Below are 19035 nucleotides of genomic sequence, written 5' to 3'. Positions count from 1 at the left end.
TTGGAGCAATAGCGGAAAGAGCGAGTAGTGAAAGCCTGACCCAGAGGGGAACGCCATTATTGGTTTAATCTGATCAGTCCCGCATTACTGATACGTTATATTAATAATTCACCCATTTCAATTTAAAAAAAGCCTTTTCGTTTCACTAAACAAAAAGGCTTCTCTTATATATAATGTAGTAATATTATTTCTTCTTTTTATCTAGCGGTTGCAGGTTATCATATATAGGAGCTAATGTTTCTTTTCCTTCCATATTAATTAGACCATACTTCCCATTAAGCATAACTACCGCCAGATCTTTTTTGTAAATATTAAAATTTTCAATTTTATCATACTTTGCCGGAACTACTAAAGCCCCACTTGTATTTATAAATCCATACTTATTATCCAACTTTACTTTTGCCCAACCTTTTCTTATTTTATCAAATTGGTCTATTTCTTCGTATACTGGCTCTACTATTGTTTTCCCGACCCCATTTATGAAACCTAATTTCCCTTCTTTAGAAACCAATGCCCAGTCTTTTTTGTAAACATTAAATGCTTTGATCTCTTGAAACATTGGAGGTACAGCTTCTTTCCCTTCTTTTGTTATAAACCCTGTAAGTTTATCTTTGGTTATTTTTGCCCAACCTTTTTTTTGAATATCAAATTTGCCTATTGTTTCGTATTTTGGGGCTACAATTTGAACTCCGTTGGAATCTACTAAACCAACCAAGTTATCTTTATTGATTACAAAATAATCTACACTCTGCGCATAGAAGTTTGTTATCGCACTAAATGCTATTGCTGTAATTATTAGTTTTCCTTTCATTATGTTGCTGATTTATATTAATTAGTTGATTAAATTTTAAAAGTAGGGGTACTATTGCTTCGTCATTATACTTCAATAAAATGAGTAGCCCCATTCTACATCATTACTGAAGACTTATTTTTCTTACAAAATACAACAAAAAGCACAAAAACACTTACAATGTTATAACTAGAAGTTATTATTTAAAAATAAATGAAGAATTTTAACATTATCCTGTTTAATTAACCGGCACAGGTTCGTATGCTTTCCATTTTTCTATTAATTCAAATAAATTGAACTTTACTGCGGGAGGTTGCCGAACTAAAAGATCATTTTGAAAACTACGCTCTAAAATATCTTCAATGAGGTAATCTTCATAAACATTGGTTGGATCAAATTCTCTTTTTAATGATATATTGAAAAGATGGGCTGTTTTTTCATACCAAAATGCTTTCCACCCACTACGGTAGTTTTTTATTAAATCAAACATAGTTCGACCTGTTTGACGATGCACTAATTTTATAAGAATCTGACCTTCGGTTCTCGAAAACTTTTTGAGTTCTTTTGTAAAACGATCTTCCATAAATTCTTGCATATTTTTAATATACTTCTTCCTACGGCGTTTCTTTTTTATAGTTTCTAACTGGGTCACAATCTTTGTCAATGTATCGGCTGCCATTTTTGCATAGGGATACACCTTTCTTGTTTTACGCGCTAGTATTAAATATTTTTTTCTTTTGAGACTTGAATTAAATTTAAGACCCGGTAAAATAACAATTTCATTTAAAGGTATTGATTCTGTTGCCGTGCTATCACCTTCGACCATAAATAACAGTCGTTCTTTTTTTATTTCTTCCTTACTTGACGGTAAATATGATATGGTATCCTTTACCTGAGCTTTTGTTATAAAGGATAAACAAAAAAATATATTAAATATAAAAAATCGTTTCATTAGGTTATTCATGTTACTAAAACTGTACCAAAAATAATAATATCGGTCGTTCTATTATCTTAGAATGCTTAAATTCGTTAAAAATTGTATTGTACGACAGAATAAATTATATGATGGCAAAAAAAAACATCCTTAACAAAGAGTCCTTAACTTTTTTAGAAACTTACCTTAATAACGCCTCTCCAACTGGTTACGAATCGGAAGGGCAAAAAATATGGATGAATTATCTGAAACCTTATGTTGATGAATTTATTACTGATACCTATGGCACTGCTGTAGGAGTTATTAATCCAAAAGCTGAATTTAAAGTGGTTATTGAAGGCCACTCTGATGAAATTTCATGGTATGTAAATTATATTAGCGACGAGGGACAAATATATGTCATTCGAAATGGTGGTAGTGATCACCAAATTGCACCTTCGAAACGCGTTAATATTCACACAAAAAATGGTATTGTTCCTGGAGTGTTTGGCTGGCCAGCGATTCATACTCGTAAAGGTGGCACCAAAGAGCAGCCTGCAAAATTAGACAACATTAGTATTGATGTAGGCTGTAGCTCTAAAGATGAAGTTTTGGCCCTAGGTGTTCACGTAGGTTGTGTAATTACTTATCCTGACACATTCACTATTTTAAATAAAAATAAATTTGTTTGTCGCGCTTTAGATAATCGTATGGGAGGTTTTATGATAGCCGAGGTAGCGCGCTTACTTAAAGAAAATAATATTGAACTTCCTTTTGGTCTTTACATAACCAATTCGGTACAAGAAGAAATTGGTTTACGTGGTGCCGAAATGATTACACAACGTATACAACCTAATGTAGCAATAGTTACTGATGTTTGCCATGACACTACTACTCCTATGATTGATAAAAAAGTAGAAGGTGATAGTAAAATCGGTGCTGGTCCAGTGATATCTTATGCCCCAGCTATTCAAAACAAATTACGAGAACGTATTATTGAAACTGCTGAAAAAAATGAAATTCCTTTCCAACGTCATGCTTCAAGTAGAGCAACGGGAACCGATACTGATGCATTTGCCTATAGTAATGGAGGTGTAGCTTCGGCTTTAATTTCTTTACCACTGCGCTACATGCATACTACTGTAGAAATGGTACACCAAGATGATGTAGAAAATGTAATCAAATTAATTTACGAAAGTTTATTAACTATTAAAAATGGGGAAACTTTTAGCTATTTTGACTAATTACACGTTTACTATCTTTTAAACATAATTAACACCATAAAGCTGTCTGGAATAACACTCTCGACAGCTTTTAATTTTTAAACTATTATTATTACTTATTTTGGCTGATGAACTTATTGACATATTAACCCCTAATGGCACCCTTACGGGAGAAGTTAAACTTAAATCTGAAGCCCATAAAAAAGGGCTATGGCATGCCAGTGTACAAATTTGGATATATACCCCCGATGGCAAAATACTTATACAAAAAAGAGCAAAAAATAAAGACACCTACCCTAACCTATGGGATATTTCGGTTGCAGGTCACTTAACTGCTGGAGACTCCCCTATTGATGCAGCTATTCGTGAAATTGAAGAGGAAATCGGCTATAGAGTTTTCAAAGACAACTTAATTTTTTTAAAAACGATAAAAAAAAGCAAGCAAGTATCCTCCTCAATCATTGACAACGAATTCAATTATTTATATATAGTCAAATTACCTATTATTATTTCCAAACTAAAATTACAGATTGAAGAAGTAGCCGAAGTAACACTTATTTCAATTTCTGACTTTGAAAATCAATTAAAAAACCATCCTAATATTTTTGTTCCTCATGGAGCTTCATATTACAACTTTATCATAAATACCATAAAACAAAAAAATAATAATCAAAAAAAGGAATAAAATACCTACTATTCAGTTAATAAAATGGTAGTATATTTACCAAACATTGAAAAATTAAAACGACACTCATGAAAAAAATAGCTGTAATTTCCCTATGTATGGCTTTGTTTGCTTGTAAAAAAGAAGCAACAAGTGACTATACGATTACTGGAAATATTACTGGTTTTGATAACAATACTAAGGTATATATTAATAAAATAAGTGATTCTAATCGACAAATTGTTATCGATTCTACACAAATAGTTGATGGTAAATTTAGCATAAGCTTACCTAAAGTAACTTCAAAGGATTTTAACTTTATAACTTTTAATGGTGCCCAAGGCAATATTCTTTTAATTGCCGAAAATGAGCCTATTAGCATTACTGCCGATAAAAGCGACCTAAGAAAAGCAGAAATCAAAGGAGGTGCTGAAAATGCTTTATTCTCCGAATATTTAAACAATATTACTGCCATTAAATATGAGGAAGGTAATATCTCGAACAAAGGACGTACTGCATCACAGACTGGTAATTATGAGGAATTACGAAGATTAAAAGCCAAATCAGATTCTTTAACAGCTGTTAAAAAGGATATGCGCTTAAATATTCTTACTAAAAACCCTAATTCCATTATTAGTGTTATGGCATTAAGTGATTTGGTAAGTTACAAAATGATCAAAGGAGAAGAAGCAAAAGCTTTTTTTAGTAAAATGAGTCCTGAATTACAGCAATCACGTTTAGGTATTAATGCCGAAAAAATGCTGGCGAGCCTTATTGAAGAAACTTCGGATATTGGTGATGAAGTTGCCGATTTTTCTGGTCCTACACCAGACGGACAAACTTTAAGTTTAAAAAAGTCATTAGGTAAATACACTATTCTTGACTTTTGGGCTTCATGGTGCCGACCTTGTAGAGTAGAAAACCCTAATGTGGTCCGCGTATACAATAAATACCATGATAAAGGCTTGGAAATTATTAGTATTTCACTTGACAAAGATGCTAATAAATGGAAACAAGCTATTGCCAATGATGGACTTACATGGAAACATGTATCTCATTTAAAATTTTGGCAAGAGCCTATTGCAAAACGCTTTGGTGTTCGCTCTATTCCTGTGACCTATTTATTAGATGAGAAAGGTGTGATCATTGCCAAAAACTTAAGAGGTCAAGCTTTAGCTGACAAACTAGAAGAATTATTAGGAGATAAGGGAGTATAAAACAAGTACCCATTGAAAAAATATTAAAAAAAACCAGCATTTAGCTGGTTTTTTTTGTGTTTTTTAGCATATTTATTACCTAAACACCAACCAATTACACTCTAAAAAAACCAAATCACACTAAATGCTATTTAACTCTTTTGCTTTTTTTGTTTTTTTACCCATTGTTTTCTTTTTACACTGGAAGGTTTTTAACAAAAAAAAACAATTTCAAAATTTATTTTTATTAGCTGCTAGTTATTTCTTTTATGGTTTGTGGGATTGGCGTTTTCTTTTTTTAATAGTTGCTAGTACTCTGGTTGATTTTTATATTGGTCAGCATATTTATAAGAGTAACTCCCTAAACCAACGAAAAAAACTACTTTGGTTCAGTATCATTTTTAATATTGGAATACTCTTTTTCTTCAAGTATTATAACTTTTTTATTGACTCTTGGGTTAGCCTGTTCCATATATTTGGTATAGAATTAAAAAATACTTGGACACTAAAAGTTATTCTACCAGTAGGTATTTCATTCTATACTTTTCAAACGCTATCCTACTCTTTGGACGTGTATCATAAAAAAATAACACCTACTACCAATTTTATTTCATTTGCTACTTTTGTTTCTTTTTTTCCTCAACTTGTTGCTGGTCCCATTGAAAAAGCTTCAAATTTGCTTCCTCAAATTACTCAAAAACGCACTTTTAATTATACCAAATGTACCGAAGGGCTTAAACTGATTCTTTGGGGATTATTTAAAAAAGTAGTTATTGCCGATGCCATAGCTCCTATTGTTGATGATATTTTTCAGAACTATGCTAACTATTCTTCTTCAACACTACTATTGGGAATTATTTTGTTTAGCTTTCAAATTTATGGTGACTTTAGCGGGTATTCTGACATGGCGATTGGTACAGCTAAACTTTTTGGTATTGAATTAATATCTAATTTTAAGTTCCCCTATTTATCTAGAAATATTAGTGAATTTTGGCAACGCTGGCACATTTCATTATCTAATTGGTTTAAAGAATATGTATATTTCCCTTTGGGAGGTAGCCAATATGGATTAACCAAATCCATTAGGAATATAAGTATTGTTTTTTTAATAAGCGGGTTTTGGCATGGTGCCAACTGGACATTTATAGTTTGGGGTAGTATTCATGCTTTACTATATATTCCTATATTTTATACCAAAAATAACCGAAAATATTCCAACACTATCGTAGCTCAAACAACACTCTTACCTAGTGCTAAAGAAACTATTAATATTATTACCACCTTTAGTTTAGTTAGTTTATCCTGGGTGTTTTTTAGAGCACAATCAATTACTGAAGCCTTTGGCTACTTAAAACAAGTATTCACTAATTTTAGTTTTGAAATTTATCAGCATCCATCTGGATATAGAATGATTGACTATTACCTTATATTAATTCTATTTATTATTTATGAGTTTCGTATTCGAAAAAATGAACGTGCTCCCTTTAACTTTTCACCAAAAGCGCTCCGATTCATTTTATATACATTAATTATATTTTGTTTAGTCTTATTTTTTGATGATCAGACCGATCGTTCTTTTATTTACTTTCAATTCTAAACCTATGTTAAAATTATTTCTTAAAATTGGAGGTTATCTTTTTCTAATATTAATAGTATTAGAAGTTTTAGTTCGCATATTTCATTTAGCCAAGGATACTCCAAAAAGATTCATTGATGAAGCTAAGGTTGAAAAATGGATTCCTAATCAAAAAGGAATTGCTGTTACTGGCAATCGAAAACAAAATCATGCGCGCTATCGTATTAACAATGCTGGATTCAACTCTTACCAAGAATACACACCAACTAAGGAGCAATTTGAACTTGCTTTGGTTGGGGATTCTTTTATTCAAGGTTTTCATCAAGACTATACCCATTCCATTGGAAAAAAAATTGAAAATGCCCTACCTGCTATTAAAGTATATGAATATGCTTATGCAGGTTATGATTTTGCCGATCAATTACATTTGATACACGCCTATAAAAAAGACTTTGACTTAATTGATCAAACGATCATTTATATCGATTTTAATACTGATTTATTACGTGGCGAATATGCTGTTATTCAAGATCGTATTGCTTTACAATCCCCACTAAACAACATGCTTAAAAAATGCAAATTATTGGTATACACTAAAAGCATTGGGGTACTTGACCCTCCCAAAAATCTAGTTGCCAAATTAATAAATAGCCTGAATAAAAGGCCCCGTGCCACGCATACAAAAATTAAAAAAGTATCTCATCAAAAAAATAACACAATAGTTACATACTTAAATAATTTCAAAAAACTTGTAACTACTTATGGTTTTGATAAAAAACGCTATTCTTTACTATTAAATACGAATACAACACCAAAACCATTCTTGGATTATTTAATGGCTAATCATTTTAAAATTATTGACTTTCATCAAGCCTTAAAAAATGCAACCGCTCCTACCTATTTAATATATGACCAACATTGGAATGATTACGGAAGAACATTAATAGCCAACCAAATTAGTAAAACCATAATTCCTTAAACCCGGATTATATAATAGAACTTTATTATGAGTATTAAATGGGCAATAAAATCCAAGTCCTTTCTTAATTTTAACATAGCATCGTTATAATTAAATCAAAATTCAGTGAAACGTTTGATTTTACAGAGATTTCGATTCGAAATAGGTTTTCTACTGCATTATCCGGCTTAAATAAGAACAACAAAAAAAGAGCTAGTAATAAAACCCATAATATGAAATTCTATAGCCTATAAAATTATAAAAAGTACTATTTTTGGCAAATTAAAATGAATAGGATGTTTAACACAAAAGAAATTACTGTGTCGGTAAATAGAATGTATATTACTTCTGGCGAAAGCTTTAATAGCTTATATACTACTACAACCCTTTGGGGTTTTTAAGCTATTTATTAAATCGTCCAATTATGTAGTGTTTTCACTACCATTCACTCATTTATTTATAAAAACATATACCCATGAACGTTCTAAAATTCGGAGGTTCTTCAGTCGCTACAGCGCAAACCATACAACAAGTATTACAAATAGTAGCTAACCAAAGTAAAAATGACTCTTTATTTGTCGTTGTTTCTGCACTTGGTGGAGTTACCGATTTATTATTAAAAGCAGGAGCGCAAGCTGCCGCTAATAACAATGAATATAAAGAAACACTAAGTGAAATTGAAAAAAGACACTTAGACACCGTACGCGAATTGATTCCCGTTACGGAACAAAGTAGTGTTATTAGTACGGTAAAGTCAAAACTTAATGATTTAGAGGCCTTGTGCGAAGGTGCTTTTTTATTAAGTGAACTTTCTCCTAAAACTTCATCGGTTATTGCCAGTTTTGGTGAATTATTATCATCATATATCATTTCTGAAGCTGCGAAGGCTAAGAAAATGGATTTAATTTTACAAGACTCTAGGGATTATATCACTACTGTAGAAGCTGAAAAAGTTACTCTAAATTACGAGGTAACAAATAATAAAATTTTAGCTTTTGCTAAAAATAACAGCTCCAAAATTGTATTATTCCCAGGTTTTGTTGCCCGAACTGAATCGGGTGAACCAACTACATTAGGTCGTGGTGGTTCCGATTTTACTGCTGCAATTTTAGCTGCCGCTGTTCAAGCAAAAGACTTATTAATATGGACTGATGTTAGCGGTATGTTTACAGCTAATCCTAGAGTGGTTAAGCAAGCTAAACCGGTTTCTCACATTTCATATCAGGAAGCCATGGAGCTTTCACACTTTGGTGCTAAAGTGATTTACCCACCTACTATTCAGCCTGTATTGGAAAAAAATATTCCTATTTACATAAAGAATACATTTGCTCCAGATGATTTTGGCACATTAATTACTAGAGAAGTAGCTGAACGTAAGCAAGCAGTAACAGGTATTAGTCATATCGAAAATATTTCTGTGATCACTCTCGAAGGTGGTGGCATGGTTGGTATTCCTGGTTTTTCGAAGCGTTTATTTGAAACACTTTATGCTGCAAAAATTAATGTTGTTTTAATTACGCAGGCTTCATCGGAACATTCTATATGCTTAGCTATTGATAGTGCCGATGCCGATAAAGCAAAGACTGTTATCGATGCCTCATTTGAATTCGAAATATCAAAAGGAAAAGTACATCCTACCAAAACAGAAAATGATGTTGCTATTTTAGCCCTTGTAGGTGACAATATGGTAGAACATCAAGGACTTAGTGGTAAAATGTTTAGTACCCTTGGTAAAAACAATGTAAATATTAGAGCGATAGCTCAAGGGGCTTCCGAAAAAAACATTTCGATAGTCATTGCCAAAAAAGATATTGATAAAGCCTTAAATTCTTTACACGAACAATTCTTTGAAGTAAAAACAAAACAATTGAATTTGTTTATTACTGGAGTTGGTAACGTGGGGAGTAAATTAATTGAACAACTACAACAACAAGCAGATTACCTAAAGGAAAATTTACGTTTAAAAATTAGAGTTGTAGCGTTATCAAATTCAAGGAAAATGATTTTTAATCCAGAAGGTTTAGACCTTACTAACTGGAAAGAAAGTCTTGAAAATGGTGAACAAGCGTCACCTGATGCTTTTTTTAAGCAAACAAAAGCAATGAATTTACGTAACAGTATTTTTGTTGACAATACAGCAACTGAAAAAATTGCTGCCGTTTATAAAAATTATCTTGCCAATAGTATTGGTGTGGTTACTTGTAATAAAATTGCTTGTGCTGATGCCTATATAAATTATCATGAATTACAAACATTATCACGAGAGTATAGTGCTCCATTCCTTTATGAAACTAATGTAGGTGCTGGTTTACCAATTATTGATACATTGAACAATTTAATTGCTTCTGGTGACAGAGTTCGAAAAATACAAGCGGTACTTTCTGGAAGTTTAAATTTTGTATTTAATTACTACAAAAAGGGAGTAAGCTTTTTTGATATTGTAAAGCAAGCTCAAGAACAAGGTTATACGGAACCTGATCCAAAAATTGACTTAAGTGGTGTTGATGTAGCTCGAAAAATTCTAATATTGGCACGAGAAAGTGGTCAAGTTATGGAACTTTCGGATATTGAAAACAATCCTTTTTTACCTCAAGAAAGTTTAGCTACAGCTAATGTTCCTGACTTTTTTGAAAGTTTAAAAACTAATGAAGCTCATTTTACTGAGATTCTAGAAGCTGCTACTTCAAAAGATTGTCGTTTAAAATACGTAGCGCAATATGAAGAAGGTAAAGCATCTGTTGGTCTACAGCATATTCCTTCGGATCATCCTTTTTACAACTTAGAAGGAAGTGATAATATCGTGTTATTTTACACTGATCGTTATCCGGAACAACCTTTAATTGTCAAAGGTGCTGGTGCTGGTGCCGATGTTACCGCTTCGGGTATTTTTGCAGATATCATTCGAATTGGTAAACAATAGCAGGTATTAACTTCTGCTAAAAAGGAAGAATTCTAAGATTATGAATAAAAAATCATTAAAAGTTTTTGCCCCTGCTACGGTAGCCAATCTTTCGTGCGGATTTGATGTATTGGGATGTTGTTTGCAAAACGTAGGCGATGAAATGCAAATAAGCCTTTCGGCAGAAGCTGGAGTTCGTATCACTAAAATTGAAGGTGCCGATTTACCTTTAGCTACTGATAAAAATGTTGCAGGTGTCGCTGTAGTTGCTATGCTTGAAGCTTTAAATGACACTTCAACAGGAGTAGATATTGAAATTTATAAAAAAATTAAGGCTGGTAGTGGTATTGGTAGTAGTGCTGCAAGTAGTGCTGGTGCTGTTTGGGCTGTAAATGAATTATTAGACAGACCATTTACCAATAATGAATTAGTAAAATTTGCTATGGAAGGAGAACGTTTAGCCAGTGGGAATGCCCATGCGGATAACGTAGCTCCTGCCCTTTTAGGTGGATTTACATTGGTTAGAAGTTATGCTCCTTTGGATGTATTGAAATTAAATACACCCCAAGATTTATACATGACTATTATTCATCCACAAATTGAAGTTAAAACAGCCGATTCGCGTAGGGTAGTAAAACCCACAGTTCCTTTAAAAAGTGCAGTAACACAATGGGGAAATCTAGGTGGTTTTGTCGCTGGTTTATACACCAATGATTATGATTTAATAGGTCGGAGCCTAGAAGATGTTATTATTGAACCTATGCGTTCTATTTTAATTCCTAAGTTTACTGAAGTAAAAGATGCCGCTTTAACAAATGGTGCTTTAGGTGCTGGGATTTCTGGTTCTGGTCCATCTATTTTTGCACTAAGCAAAAGTAAAGCTACAGCCGAAAAAGTAGCAAAAGCTATTGAAAAAGTATACACTTCTACTGGAATCTCCTTTGATATTCATGTAGCAGGTATCAATGCCAATGGCGTTACGCTTATGGAATAAAAAAACATGTATCTAGTAAGTAAAAATATTAAATGCTATTCTTTTAAGAGTAGCATTTTTTGATTGTTCACTTTTTTATAAATTGCTCTAATGAAAATAGGCTATCTCTTTCTAATTATAATTAGTGCCAATACTTATTCGCAAAGTAAAAAGGAAAAAAGCCCTCATATTGGAGTTGCATACAAAACACTCTCCCAGACTAAACATAAAATCGGCTTTAATTATGGATTGGGAAGAAATAATGGTTTAGGATTTACAAATATCAATATCGAAACTGATTACGTAGTACATTTATTTCAATTTCAATATTACAGAAGCCTTATTCAAAAAAAATGGATCGGTTTAGAAGCTTTAGGACAACCGCAAATCAATTTTGGTCAAATTGATCATAAAAAAAACACTTTTGAATTTGGTCTTAATATTGGGATACTCATTAGATTCAATCTTTTAAAAGATAAAATTAGTATCTACGGTCTAATTAGTGCGGGGCCTCACTTTATTTCATCTACACCTTCGCGACAAGCACCTAACTTTATTTTTTCTGATAATTTTTTTGGAGGTATTAATTATCGTGTTTCTAAAAATTTATTCTTAGACCTTAGACCAGGAAAAAGACATCTTAGTAATTTAGATTTTCAATTTCCTAACGGTGGCATTAATACCTTTATTATAAACTTTGGTATTATGAAATTACTATAAGTTAAACATCGATTGTATTTATTTTACATAAAAAGCAAAGCCCATCAGAAATTGATGAGCTTTACTTATATCGCTTAGTATAATTATTTTTACCGCGTTCTAATTTTTAAAAATAGAATGTGTTTCAATCAATTTTTGAGTTTTTAAGTCAACTATATTAACAAAATATAAGCCTTTTGGCTTATTCCCTAAATATACCGTTTCATTTACATCCCTGTCTTCTAAAGTAATCTCTTTATGAAATACATTTTCTCCTGTAAATGAAAAAATGTCTATAAATAATTCACATTTTCCTTCAACAACTAAATTTAACTTAAACTCTCTCTCAAAAGGAGAAGGAAATGCACTTACAGAAATTACGTTTGATTCACCACGCTCTATAGCATCATTCATCACAAAATCATCCCCAAGAATTTCAACCAAAGCATCAAATGCATTAATAAAACCATGGCCTGTTTTTACATCATAACCTTCATCAAAACCTTCAGTTAATGGATCATCCATATCTTCGGCAGTATTTTTAAAGGCATCACGAATATCTGAAGTGGTTAAATCATTTTTAGCTTCTAATAATAGAGCAGCTGCAGCAGCAACTAATGGTGCACTTGCAGATGTTCCAAAAAAGTTAGGAAAACCATCTGGCGCAAAAGTTAAATCAGATCCAAAAAAGCTTGTATTTGTTCCATTTGGTCCAACTATAAAAGGATTTTCATTAAAAATCGGTTCAATAGGAGTTCCATCACTTGCTAAAAGAATTGGTGTTCCTCCAGCAGAAGAGAAACCATTAACTATATTAGTTTCCAATGGAGCAGCACCTAATGACACTCTAAAATCATTAAACTCGGGAGTATTAAAATATGAAGCTGCACCTACAGCAATCGCTCCACTCACATTTGAGTGACCTGTACATGTACCTGCATTACTTCCTATTAGATCAACAGCAACAGCACCTTGATCTCTATCAATATATTTTATTATTCTTGGATTAGGCCCAGCATTTCTTTCAATCAATAGATCAACACTCAAATCAGCATCAGTTTCATTCTCAAAACCAATTATTTCTATATTAAAACCATCATTTATATTATCAATAACACTAGCATCTAACAGTTCACCTGTTTCAACATTAAACAAAAAGGCATCTAAATCAGTCTTAGGAGCAGGATTAGGTTTATCATTAATAGCAGGCTGTGGGTCATCCCACATGATCCATAAAGATATACTCTCCCCAGCAGGTATTGTCAAAGCTTGCGCTATATCATTACCTCCAAAATCTAAAAGCTCACCTCCTGTAGGCCCATCTACACCTGATCCAACATAATCATTTTCATAAGAAGTTCTATCCGAGTTTCCGGCTGAAGAAAAATAAGAAACGCCCTTAGCTGCAACTTCATTTATGGCTCCTCCAATGGCACCATCTTGAAAATAACTTTCTGCAAAATACGACACATCATCAACAATTATATCACAACCTGCAGCTTCTAATGCTCTAATTCCAGCCGCAAAGTCTAATAAACCATCAAAAGCTGTATAAAAAAACAATTCTGCCCCTGGAGCTATATCATGAATCAATTCCGCCATAGCTCTTCCTTCATCACTTCCTCTAGGTGATTCAGCTTCTGGATCTTCTGGCAAATCCTTTAATACCACAACTGGTTTGGTATACCCATTTGGATTTCCAACTCCAGGTAAATCTCCTTCTAATACTGAATTTTCGGCACCTAGTAGTGAATTGTAACTATCCGAAAGTATACCTATTTTAATCCCTGTACCATCTAGGCCTAAAGTATTCTTAATAGAATCTGTAAGCATTGATCGGTCTCCCTCACTATCCACTACTCCAACATTTAATTTTGGCTTAAATTCCGGTATAGCTGTTTTTAAATGAATTAAATCTTTTAGTTTTTCAATACTGCTTAAACTAATTTTCCCACAGATCATACCATTAACCATGATACAGTCCTTAGCGCCTATAGTTAATAATTCATTTAATAGTAATTCTGTGTCATCTGTTGGTGATGCTATAAAAGCTACATTACCATTTTTAGTTATAAAGCGGTCTATTTTGGTTGGATCATTTAATAACAACTTAAATCCGAGTCCTAATTTGGAATTTGATTTAAGTGATGTAAGCTGTTGCTTTTGAATTTCACTTAACTCATATTTTTGAGCAGTTATCGACATTCCAAACAGAAGCGAAAATAAGAAGTAAATTAAATAGCGATTTTTCATTTTATTTAGTTTTAGAAATTACTTAATTATCAAAACCTTTTAAAAAAAGAAAACGTCAAACATCAATACTACACTAATATTATAAGTTCTAAAATGTCTTATAAATTAATCATGTTTTTTTTAAAATGGTGGTCTAGCTTTGTAAGTTAAATTTAAATAAACCTTATTATACCTAGGAAAAAAAAGCCTTTATTGTGTTTTTTTTAAGATTAAAAAATCATATTTTCATTAAAAAGGCGTTTTTATAATTTATTTTTAACAAAAACCACAAATAAAAATCAAATTATAACTTATATACTCTTTATTTATTAAAAAATAACAATCTATAAGTAAGACTAATACTACATTTTTATTACTTAGATTTTAAATTCCCTAATATTAGTATGAACCTCTTTATTAATTTATAGACTTTGGCAGTGTACGATTAACAAATAAAAATTGCTATATGAACTTTAATTATATAGTATTTTTATGCTAAAAAGCCATGTACTTCAAAAAATTGATGCACATGGCTTAGGATAACTATATATTATTTTTATCTATTCTAATTTTTAAGAATTGAACGCGTATCGATTAATTTTTTAGTTTTTAAATCAACCACATTCACAAAATATAATCCCTTCGGCTTATTTCCTAGATATACCGTTTCATTTACATTTCTATTTTCTAAAGTAATCTCCTTATGAAATACATTTTCGCCTGTAAATGAAAAGATATCTATATACAATTCACATTTTCCTTCAACTACTAAATTTAGCTTAAACTCATTTTCAAATGGGGAGGGAAATGCATTTACCGAAATCACATCTGACTCTCCACGTTCAATGGAACTATCCATTACAAAATCATCACCAAGAATTTCAACCAAAGCATCAAATGCATTAATAAAACCATAACCCGTTTTTACATCATAACCTTCATCAAAACCTTCAGTAAATGGATTATCCATATCTTCAGCAGTGTTTTTAAAGGCTTCTCTAATCTCAGAAGTAGTTAAATCATTTTTAGCCTCTAATAATAAAGCAGCTGCAGCAGCAACTATAGGTGCACTTGCCGAAGTTCCTGAAAAGTTAGGAAATCCATCGGGAGCAAAAGGCAAGTCTGTTCCAAAAAAACTTGTATTAACCGCATCTGGTCCAATTATAAAAGGACTCTCTGTAAAAATTGGATCAATTGGTGTTCCATCACTAGCCAAAAGGAGCGGAGTACCTCCTGCCGAAGAAAAAGCATCAATTAAACTATTTTTTATAGGAGTATTAAACGGCGTACCAACTAATGTAGCTCTAAAATCATTAAATTCTGGGGTACTAAAATATGCAGATGAACCTACAGCAATAGCACCTCTCACATTTGCGTGACCTACGCATGTACCAGCATTAGTTCCTATTTCATCTTCAAAAACTACATTTCTACTTCTGTCAAGATATTTAATCATTCTTGGATTTGGTCCCTCTTTTTTCTCTATCAACAAACTAACACTTTGATCTGTATCACTTTCATTATTATATCTTATTAATTCTATATTGTGTCCCTCACGAATACTATTTACAGCACCTATTACTAATAAATCTTCTGTTTCCGAATCAAACAAATAGGCATCTAGATCAGTCATAGGTGCTGGATTAGGTATATCGTTAAATAGAGGCTGTGGATCATCCCACATAATCCATAAAAATATATCTTTACCAGCTGGTATTGTTAAGTTTTGAATCACACTATTACCTCCAAAATCTAAGAATTCACCTCCCGTAAATCCTTTTAGCCCCGATGCTACATAATCATTTTCATAAGAATATCTATCACTGTTTCCTGCTGCAGCAAAATACGAAACTCCTTTAGCCGTCACCTCATTTACTGCCCTTCCTACTGCACCATCTTGAAAATAACTTTCAAAAAAAAAGGCCGCATCATCTACAATAATATCACAACCTACTGCCTCTAATGCCCTAATTCCAGCAGCAAAGTCGAACAGGCCAAAAGTTGCTGTATGAAAAAACAATTCAGCTCCAGGTGCCGTATCATGGATTAATTCCATCATTGCTCTACCTTCATCACTCGTTCTGGGTGTTTCCGCCTCCTTTAATACTACCACTGGCTTGGTATATCCATTTGGATTACCTAGACCGGGTAAATCTCCTTGTAGTACCGAATTTTCAGCTCCTCCTAGGGAATTATAACTATTCGAAATCACCCCTATTTTTACTCCCGTACCATCCAGACCTAAATTATTCTTAATAACATCGGTATGCATTGATCGGTCTCCCTCACTATCCACCACTCCAACACTATAGTCTGGTTTAAATTCTGGTATAACTGTTTTTAAATGAGATAAACCCTGTAATTTTTTTATTGTATTTATACTCGCTTTACCACAAATTTTACCATTTATAATAACACATTCTTTAGCACCTACAGTTAATAATTCGTTTAAAAGTAATCCTGTGTCACTAATTGGGGCAGCTATAAAAGCTACATTTTCATTTTTGGTAATAAAAAGATCTATTTTGGAAGGATCATTTAATAAAATATCAAACCCAAGTCCAAGTTTGGAGTTTAACTTGGCTAATGAAATTTTTTGTTTTTGTGATTCAGTTAGCTTAAATTTTTGTGCTGACATTGATCCAGCAAACAAAAACAATGACACAAGACTAATTAAATAGCAATTTTTCATTTTTATTTAGTTTAAGAAGTTACTTTGCTACAACAAACTGTTTTAAAAGAAAACCTCAAATACTATCAAAACCATACCAATTTATATCAAGTATAATTTCCTTAAAATCAATTGTGTTTTTTTAATTGTGTCTAGTTTTTTTGTAAAATTAAATTTCTACACAAAATCACAATGATTATTATGCTTTATTTAAGAAAAAAACAACAAATAATTAATAGGAAAAATAACTTCAAAAAAGAGTACCTAGTTTACTGCCTACAAGTCTTTTGTGAACGACACACATACACAAAAAAAGCCACCCAAAAATGGGTGGCTTTTAATTAAATATCTAGAATTTAATTAAGGAACTAGTTCCCTCCTTTTTCTAACTTCGCTTTTAATTCAGCTAAAGCATCTAAATCACCAAGAGTTGTTTTCTCTTGAGATTGCGCTTTTTTGGCTGCTTGCTTCACCGCTTTTACTTCTTCTTCTTTGAAGATAGCTGTATGCGATGCAACTACTCTTTTAAATTCTTTGTTAAATTCAATAACAACAAAATCTGCAGAGTCACCTTTAGCTAGTTTAGATCCATCTTCTTTTTCTAAGTGACGACTCGGAATAAATGCTACTACATCTTCATTAAATTCAATAGTTGCTCCTTTATCATTCACATCACCTAAAACAGCAGTATGCTTAGTTCCTACTGCAAACTCACCTTCATACTTATCCCAAGGGTTAGCATCAGTTTGTTTGTGACCTAAACTTAACTTACGTCCGTCTACATCTAATTCAAGGACAACAACCTCTAATTTATCTCCAACAGAACAGAAATCAGATGGGTGCTTCACTTTCTTAGTCCAAGAAAGATCCGAAATATAAATTAATCCGTCAATTCCTTCTTCTAATTCAACAAAAACACCAAAGTTTGTAAAGTTACGAACCACACCTGTGTGACGTGAACCTACTGGGTATTTAGTTGTAATATCAGTCCAAGGATCTGGAGTCATTTGTTTAATACCAAGTGACATTTTACGCTCTTCTCTATCTAAAGTAAGAATTACAGCATCAACCTCATCACCTACTTTAACAAAGTCTTGTGCAGAACGTAAGTGTGTAGACCAGCTCATTTCACTTACGTGAATTAATCCTTCTACTCCTTCTTCTACTTCGATAAATGCACCGTAATCTGCAATTACAACTACTTTACCTTTTACTTTATCTCCAACTTTAAGATCGCCGTTAAGCGCCTCCCATGGATGTGGCTTTAATTGCTTAAGACCTAATTGGATACGTGTTTTAGCCTCATCAAAGTCTAAAATTACCACATTTAATTTTTGATCTAATTCAACCATTTCATTAGGGTGGTTGATACGAGACCAAGAAAGATCTGTAATATGCACTAATCCATCTACACCTCCAAGGTCAACGAATACTCCATAAGAAGTAATGTTTTTAACTGTTCCTTCAAGAACCTGACCTTTTTCAAGCTGACCAATGATTTCTTTTTTCTGCTCTTCGATATCTGCTTCGATAAGCGCTTTATGAGAAACCACCACGTTTTTGAATTCATGATTAATTTTAACCACTTTGAATTCCATTGTTTTACCAACATAAACATCGTAATCACGAATAGGCTTCACATCAATTTGAGAACCTGGTAAGAAAGCTTCAATACCAAATACGTCAACGATCATACCACCTTTAGTACGACATTTAACAAATCCATTAACAATTTCACCAGTTTCATGTGCATTATTAACTCTATCCCAAGCTTTAATTACACGCGCTTTTCTGTGTGATAATACTAATTGACCTGTAGCATCCTCACGGATATCGATTAATACTTCAACAGTATCACCTACTTTTAAATCTGGGTTGTAACGAAATTCGTTTAACGAAATTACCCCTTCAGATTTTGCATTGATATCAATAATAGCATCACGATCTGTAATGTTAATTACTCTACCATTTACTACCTCATCATTTAACGTGTCAACAAAGTTTTCAGCAACAAGCTTTTCAAACTCGATAAGCTTATCGTCTTCGATTGGGTCAATACCCTCTTCGTAGTTGTGCCAGTTAAAATCTTTAAGGAATTGCTCAGGATTCACAGTTTCTACTACTGGAGTAGCTACAGCTTCCGTTTCCTGAACTTCTGTGTTTTTTGTTTCTTCAGACATTGAAGATAAAATTTGTATTCTACGTAGCTAAGGTTAATTAAGGCTACTCCGCAAAAGTGTT

The 19035-nt window shown here is 32.6% G+C and carries 13 protein-coding genes; 8 read left to right on the top strand and 5 right to left on the bottom strand.

The genetic code is table 11. The features are described from left to right. Positions 1 to 184 precede the first annotated feature (184 nt). Entirely contained in the window at positions 185 to 811 is a 627-nt protein-coding gene (locus tag KQA_RS0208325) for a WG repeat-containing protein (protein ID WP_010179996.1), read from the bottom strand. A 217-nt stretch (positions 812 to 1028) separates the two neighbouring features. Then, on the bottom strand, positions 1029 to 1742 hold the full coding sequence (locus KQA_RS0208320; RefSeq protein ID WP_010179994.1) for a DUF4294 domain-containing protein: 714 nt from the start codon (positions 1740 to 1742) through the stop codon (positions 1029 to 1031). 113 nt (positions 1743 to 1855) lie between these two features. On the opposite strand from KQA_RS0208320, the gene KQA_RS0208315 reads away from it, so the two are divergent. From KQA_RS0208315 to KQA_RS0208275, 8 genes are all read left to right on the top strand, one after another. Next, positions 1856 to 2947 (top strand): M42 family metallopeptidase, encoded by a 1092-nt coding sequence (locus KQA_RS0208315; protein WP_010179992.1) that lies wholly within the window; start codon positions 1856 to 1858, stop codon positions 2945 to 2947. 100 nt (positions 2948 to 3047) lie between these two features. After that, entirely contained in the window at positions 3048 to 3611 is a 564-nt protein-coding gene (locus KQA_RS0208310) for an NUDIX hydrolase (RefSeq protein WP_010179990.1), read from the top strand. 68 nt (positions 3612 to 3679) lie between these two features. Then, positions 3680 to 4807 carry a TlpA disulfide reductase family protein gene (locus tag KQA_RS0208305; RefSeq protein ID WP_040396212.1) on the top strand — a complete coding sequence of 376 codons (1128 nt, stop codon included), beginning with the start codon at positions 3680 to 3682 and terminating at the stop codon, positions 4805 to 4807. Between the two features lie 124 nt (positions 4808 to 4931). Beyond that, on the top strand, positions 4932 to 6383 hold the full coding sequence (locus KQA_RS0208300; protein WP_010179986.1) for an MBOAT family O-acyltransferase: 1452 nt from the start codon (positions 4932 to 4934) through the stop codon (positions 6381 to 6383). Between the two features lie 4 nt (positions 6384 to 6387). Further along, positions 6388 to 7341 (top strand): hypothetical protein, encoded by a 954-nt coding sequence (locus KQA_RS0208295; protein WP_010179984.1) that lies wholly within the window; start codon positions 6388 to 6390, stop codon positions 7339 to 7341. Positions 7342 to 7795: 454 nt separating this feature from the next. Continuing rightward, positions 7796 to 10240 (top strand): bifunctional aspartate kinase/homoserine dehydrogenase I, encoded by a 2445-nt coding sequence (thrA, locus tag KQA_RS0208285; RefSeq protein ID WP_010179982.1) that lies wholly within the window; start codon positions 7796 to 7798, stop codon positions 10238 to 10240. 40 nt (positions 10241 to 10280) lie between these two features. Beyond that, on the top strand, positions 10281 to 11213 hold the full coding sequence (locus KQA_RS0208280) for a homoserine kinase (protein WP_010179979.1): 933 nt from the start codon (positions 10281 to 10283) through the stop codon (positions 11211 to 11213). A gap of 90 nt (positions 11214 to 11303) precedes the next feature. Beyond that, complete coding sequence (locus tag KQA_RS0208275; RefSeq protein ID WP_010179977.1) at positions 11304 to 11912, top strand: acyloxyacyl hydrolase; 609 nt, start codon at positions 11304 to 11306, stop codon at positions 11910 to 11912. Positions 11913 to 12011: 99 nt separating this feature from the next. On the opposite strand, the gene KQA_RS0208270 is transcribed toward KQA_RS0208275, so the two are convergent. The 3 genes from KQA_RS0208270 to rpsA all read right to left on the bottom strand — a co-directional run bounded on the left by KQA_RS0208270 (position 12012) and on the right by rpsA (position 18974). Beyond that, on the bottom strand, positions 12012 to 14144 hold the full coding sequence (locus KQA_RS0208270; RefSeq protein WP_010179975.1) for a S8 family peptidase: 2133 nt from the start codon (positions 14142 to 14144) through the stop codon (positions 12012 to 12014). 544 nt (positions 14145 to 14688) lie between these two features. Continuing rightward, positions 14689 to 16815, bottom strand: coding sequence for a S8 family serine peptidase (locus KQA_RS0208265; RefSeq protein WP_010179973.1), 2127 nt, complete (start codon positions 16813 to 16815; stop codon positions 14689 to 14691). A gap of 347 nt (positions 16816 to 17162) precedes the next feature. Continuing rightward, entirely contained in the window at positions 17163 to 18974 is a 1812-nt protein-coding gene (gene rpsA, locus KQA_RS0208260) for a 30S ribosomal protein S1 (RefSeq protein ID WP_010179971.1), read from the bottom strand. Positions 18975 to 19035: the final 61 nt, after the last annotated feature.

The organism is Aquimarina agarilytica ZC1, from assembly GCF_000255455.1.
Taxonomy (GTDB): domain Bacteria; phylum Bacteroidota; class Bacteroidia; order Flavobacteriales; family Flavobacteriaceae; genus Aquimarina; species Aquimarina agarilytica.
This window is presented reverse-complemented; position numbering and strand designations above follow the sequence as displayed.

Bases quoted from the DNA above. Each gene is read 5' to 3' on its own strand.
- KQA_RS0208315 (WP_010179992.1), top strand. From the start codon at position 1,856: ATGGCAAAAAAAAACATCCTTAACAAAGAGTCCTTAACTTTTTTAGAA.
- KQA_RS0208295 (WP_010179984.1), top strand. From the start codon at position 6,388: ATGTTAAAATTATTTCTTAAAATTGGAGGTTATCTTTTTCTAATATTA.
- KQA_RS0208275 (WP_010179977.1), top strand. From the start codon at position 11,304: ATGAAAATAGGCTATCTCTTTCTAATTATAATTAGTGCCAATACTTAT.
- KQA_RS0208305 (WP_040396212.1), top strand. From the start codon at position 3,680: ATGAAAAAAATAGCTGTAATTTCCCTATGTATGGCTTTGTTTGCTTGT.
- KQA_RS0208265 (WP_010179973.1), bottom strand. From the start codon at position 16,815: ATGAAAAATTGCTATTTAATTAGTCTTGTGTCATTGTTTTTGTTTGCT.
- KQA_RS0208300 (WP_010179986.1), top strand. From the start codon at position 4,932: ATGCTATTTAACTCTTTTGCTTTTTTTGTTTTTTTACCCATTGTTTTC.
- rpsA (WP_010179971.1), bottom strand. From the start codon at position 18,974: ATGTCTGAAGAAACAAAAAACACAGAAGTTCAGGAAACGGAAGCTGTA.
- thrA (WP_010179982.1), top strand. From the start codon at position 7,796: ATGAACGTTCTAAAATTCGGAGGTTCTTCAGTCGCTACAGCGCAAACC.
- KQA_RS0208320 (WP_010179994.1), bottom strand. From the start codon at position 1,742: ATGAAACGATTTTTTATATTTAATATATTTTTTTGTTTATCCTTTATA.
- KQA_RS0208270 (WP_010179975.1), bottom strand. From the start codon at position 14,144: ATGAAAAATCGCTATTTAATTTACTTCTTATTTTCGCTTCTGTTTGGA.
- KQA_RS0208280 (WP_010179979.1), top strand. From the start codon at position 10,281: ATGAATAAAAAATCATTAAAAGTTTTTGCCCCTGCTACGGTAGCCAAT.
- KQA_RS0208325 (WP_010179996.1), bottom strand. From the start codon at position 811: ATGAAAGGAAAACTAATAATTACAGCAATAGCATTTAGTGCGATAACA.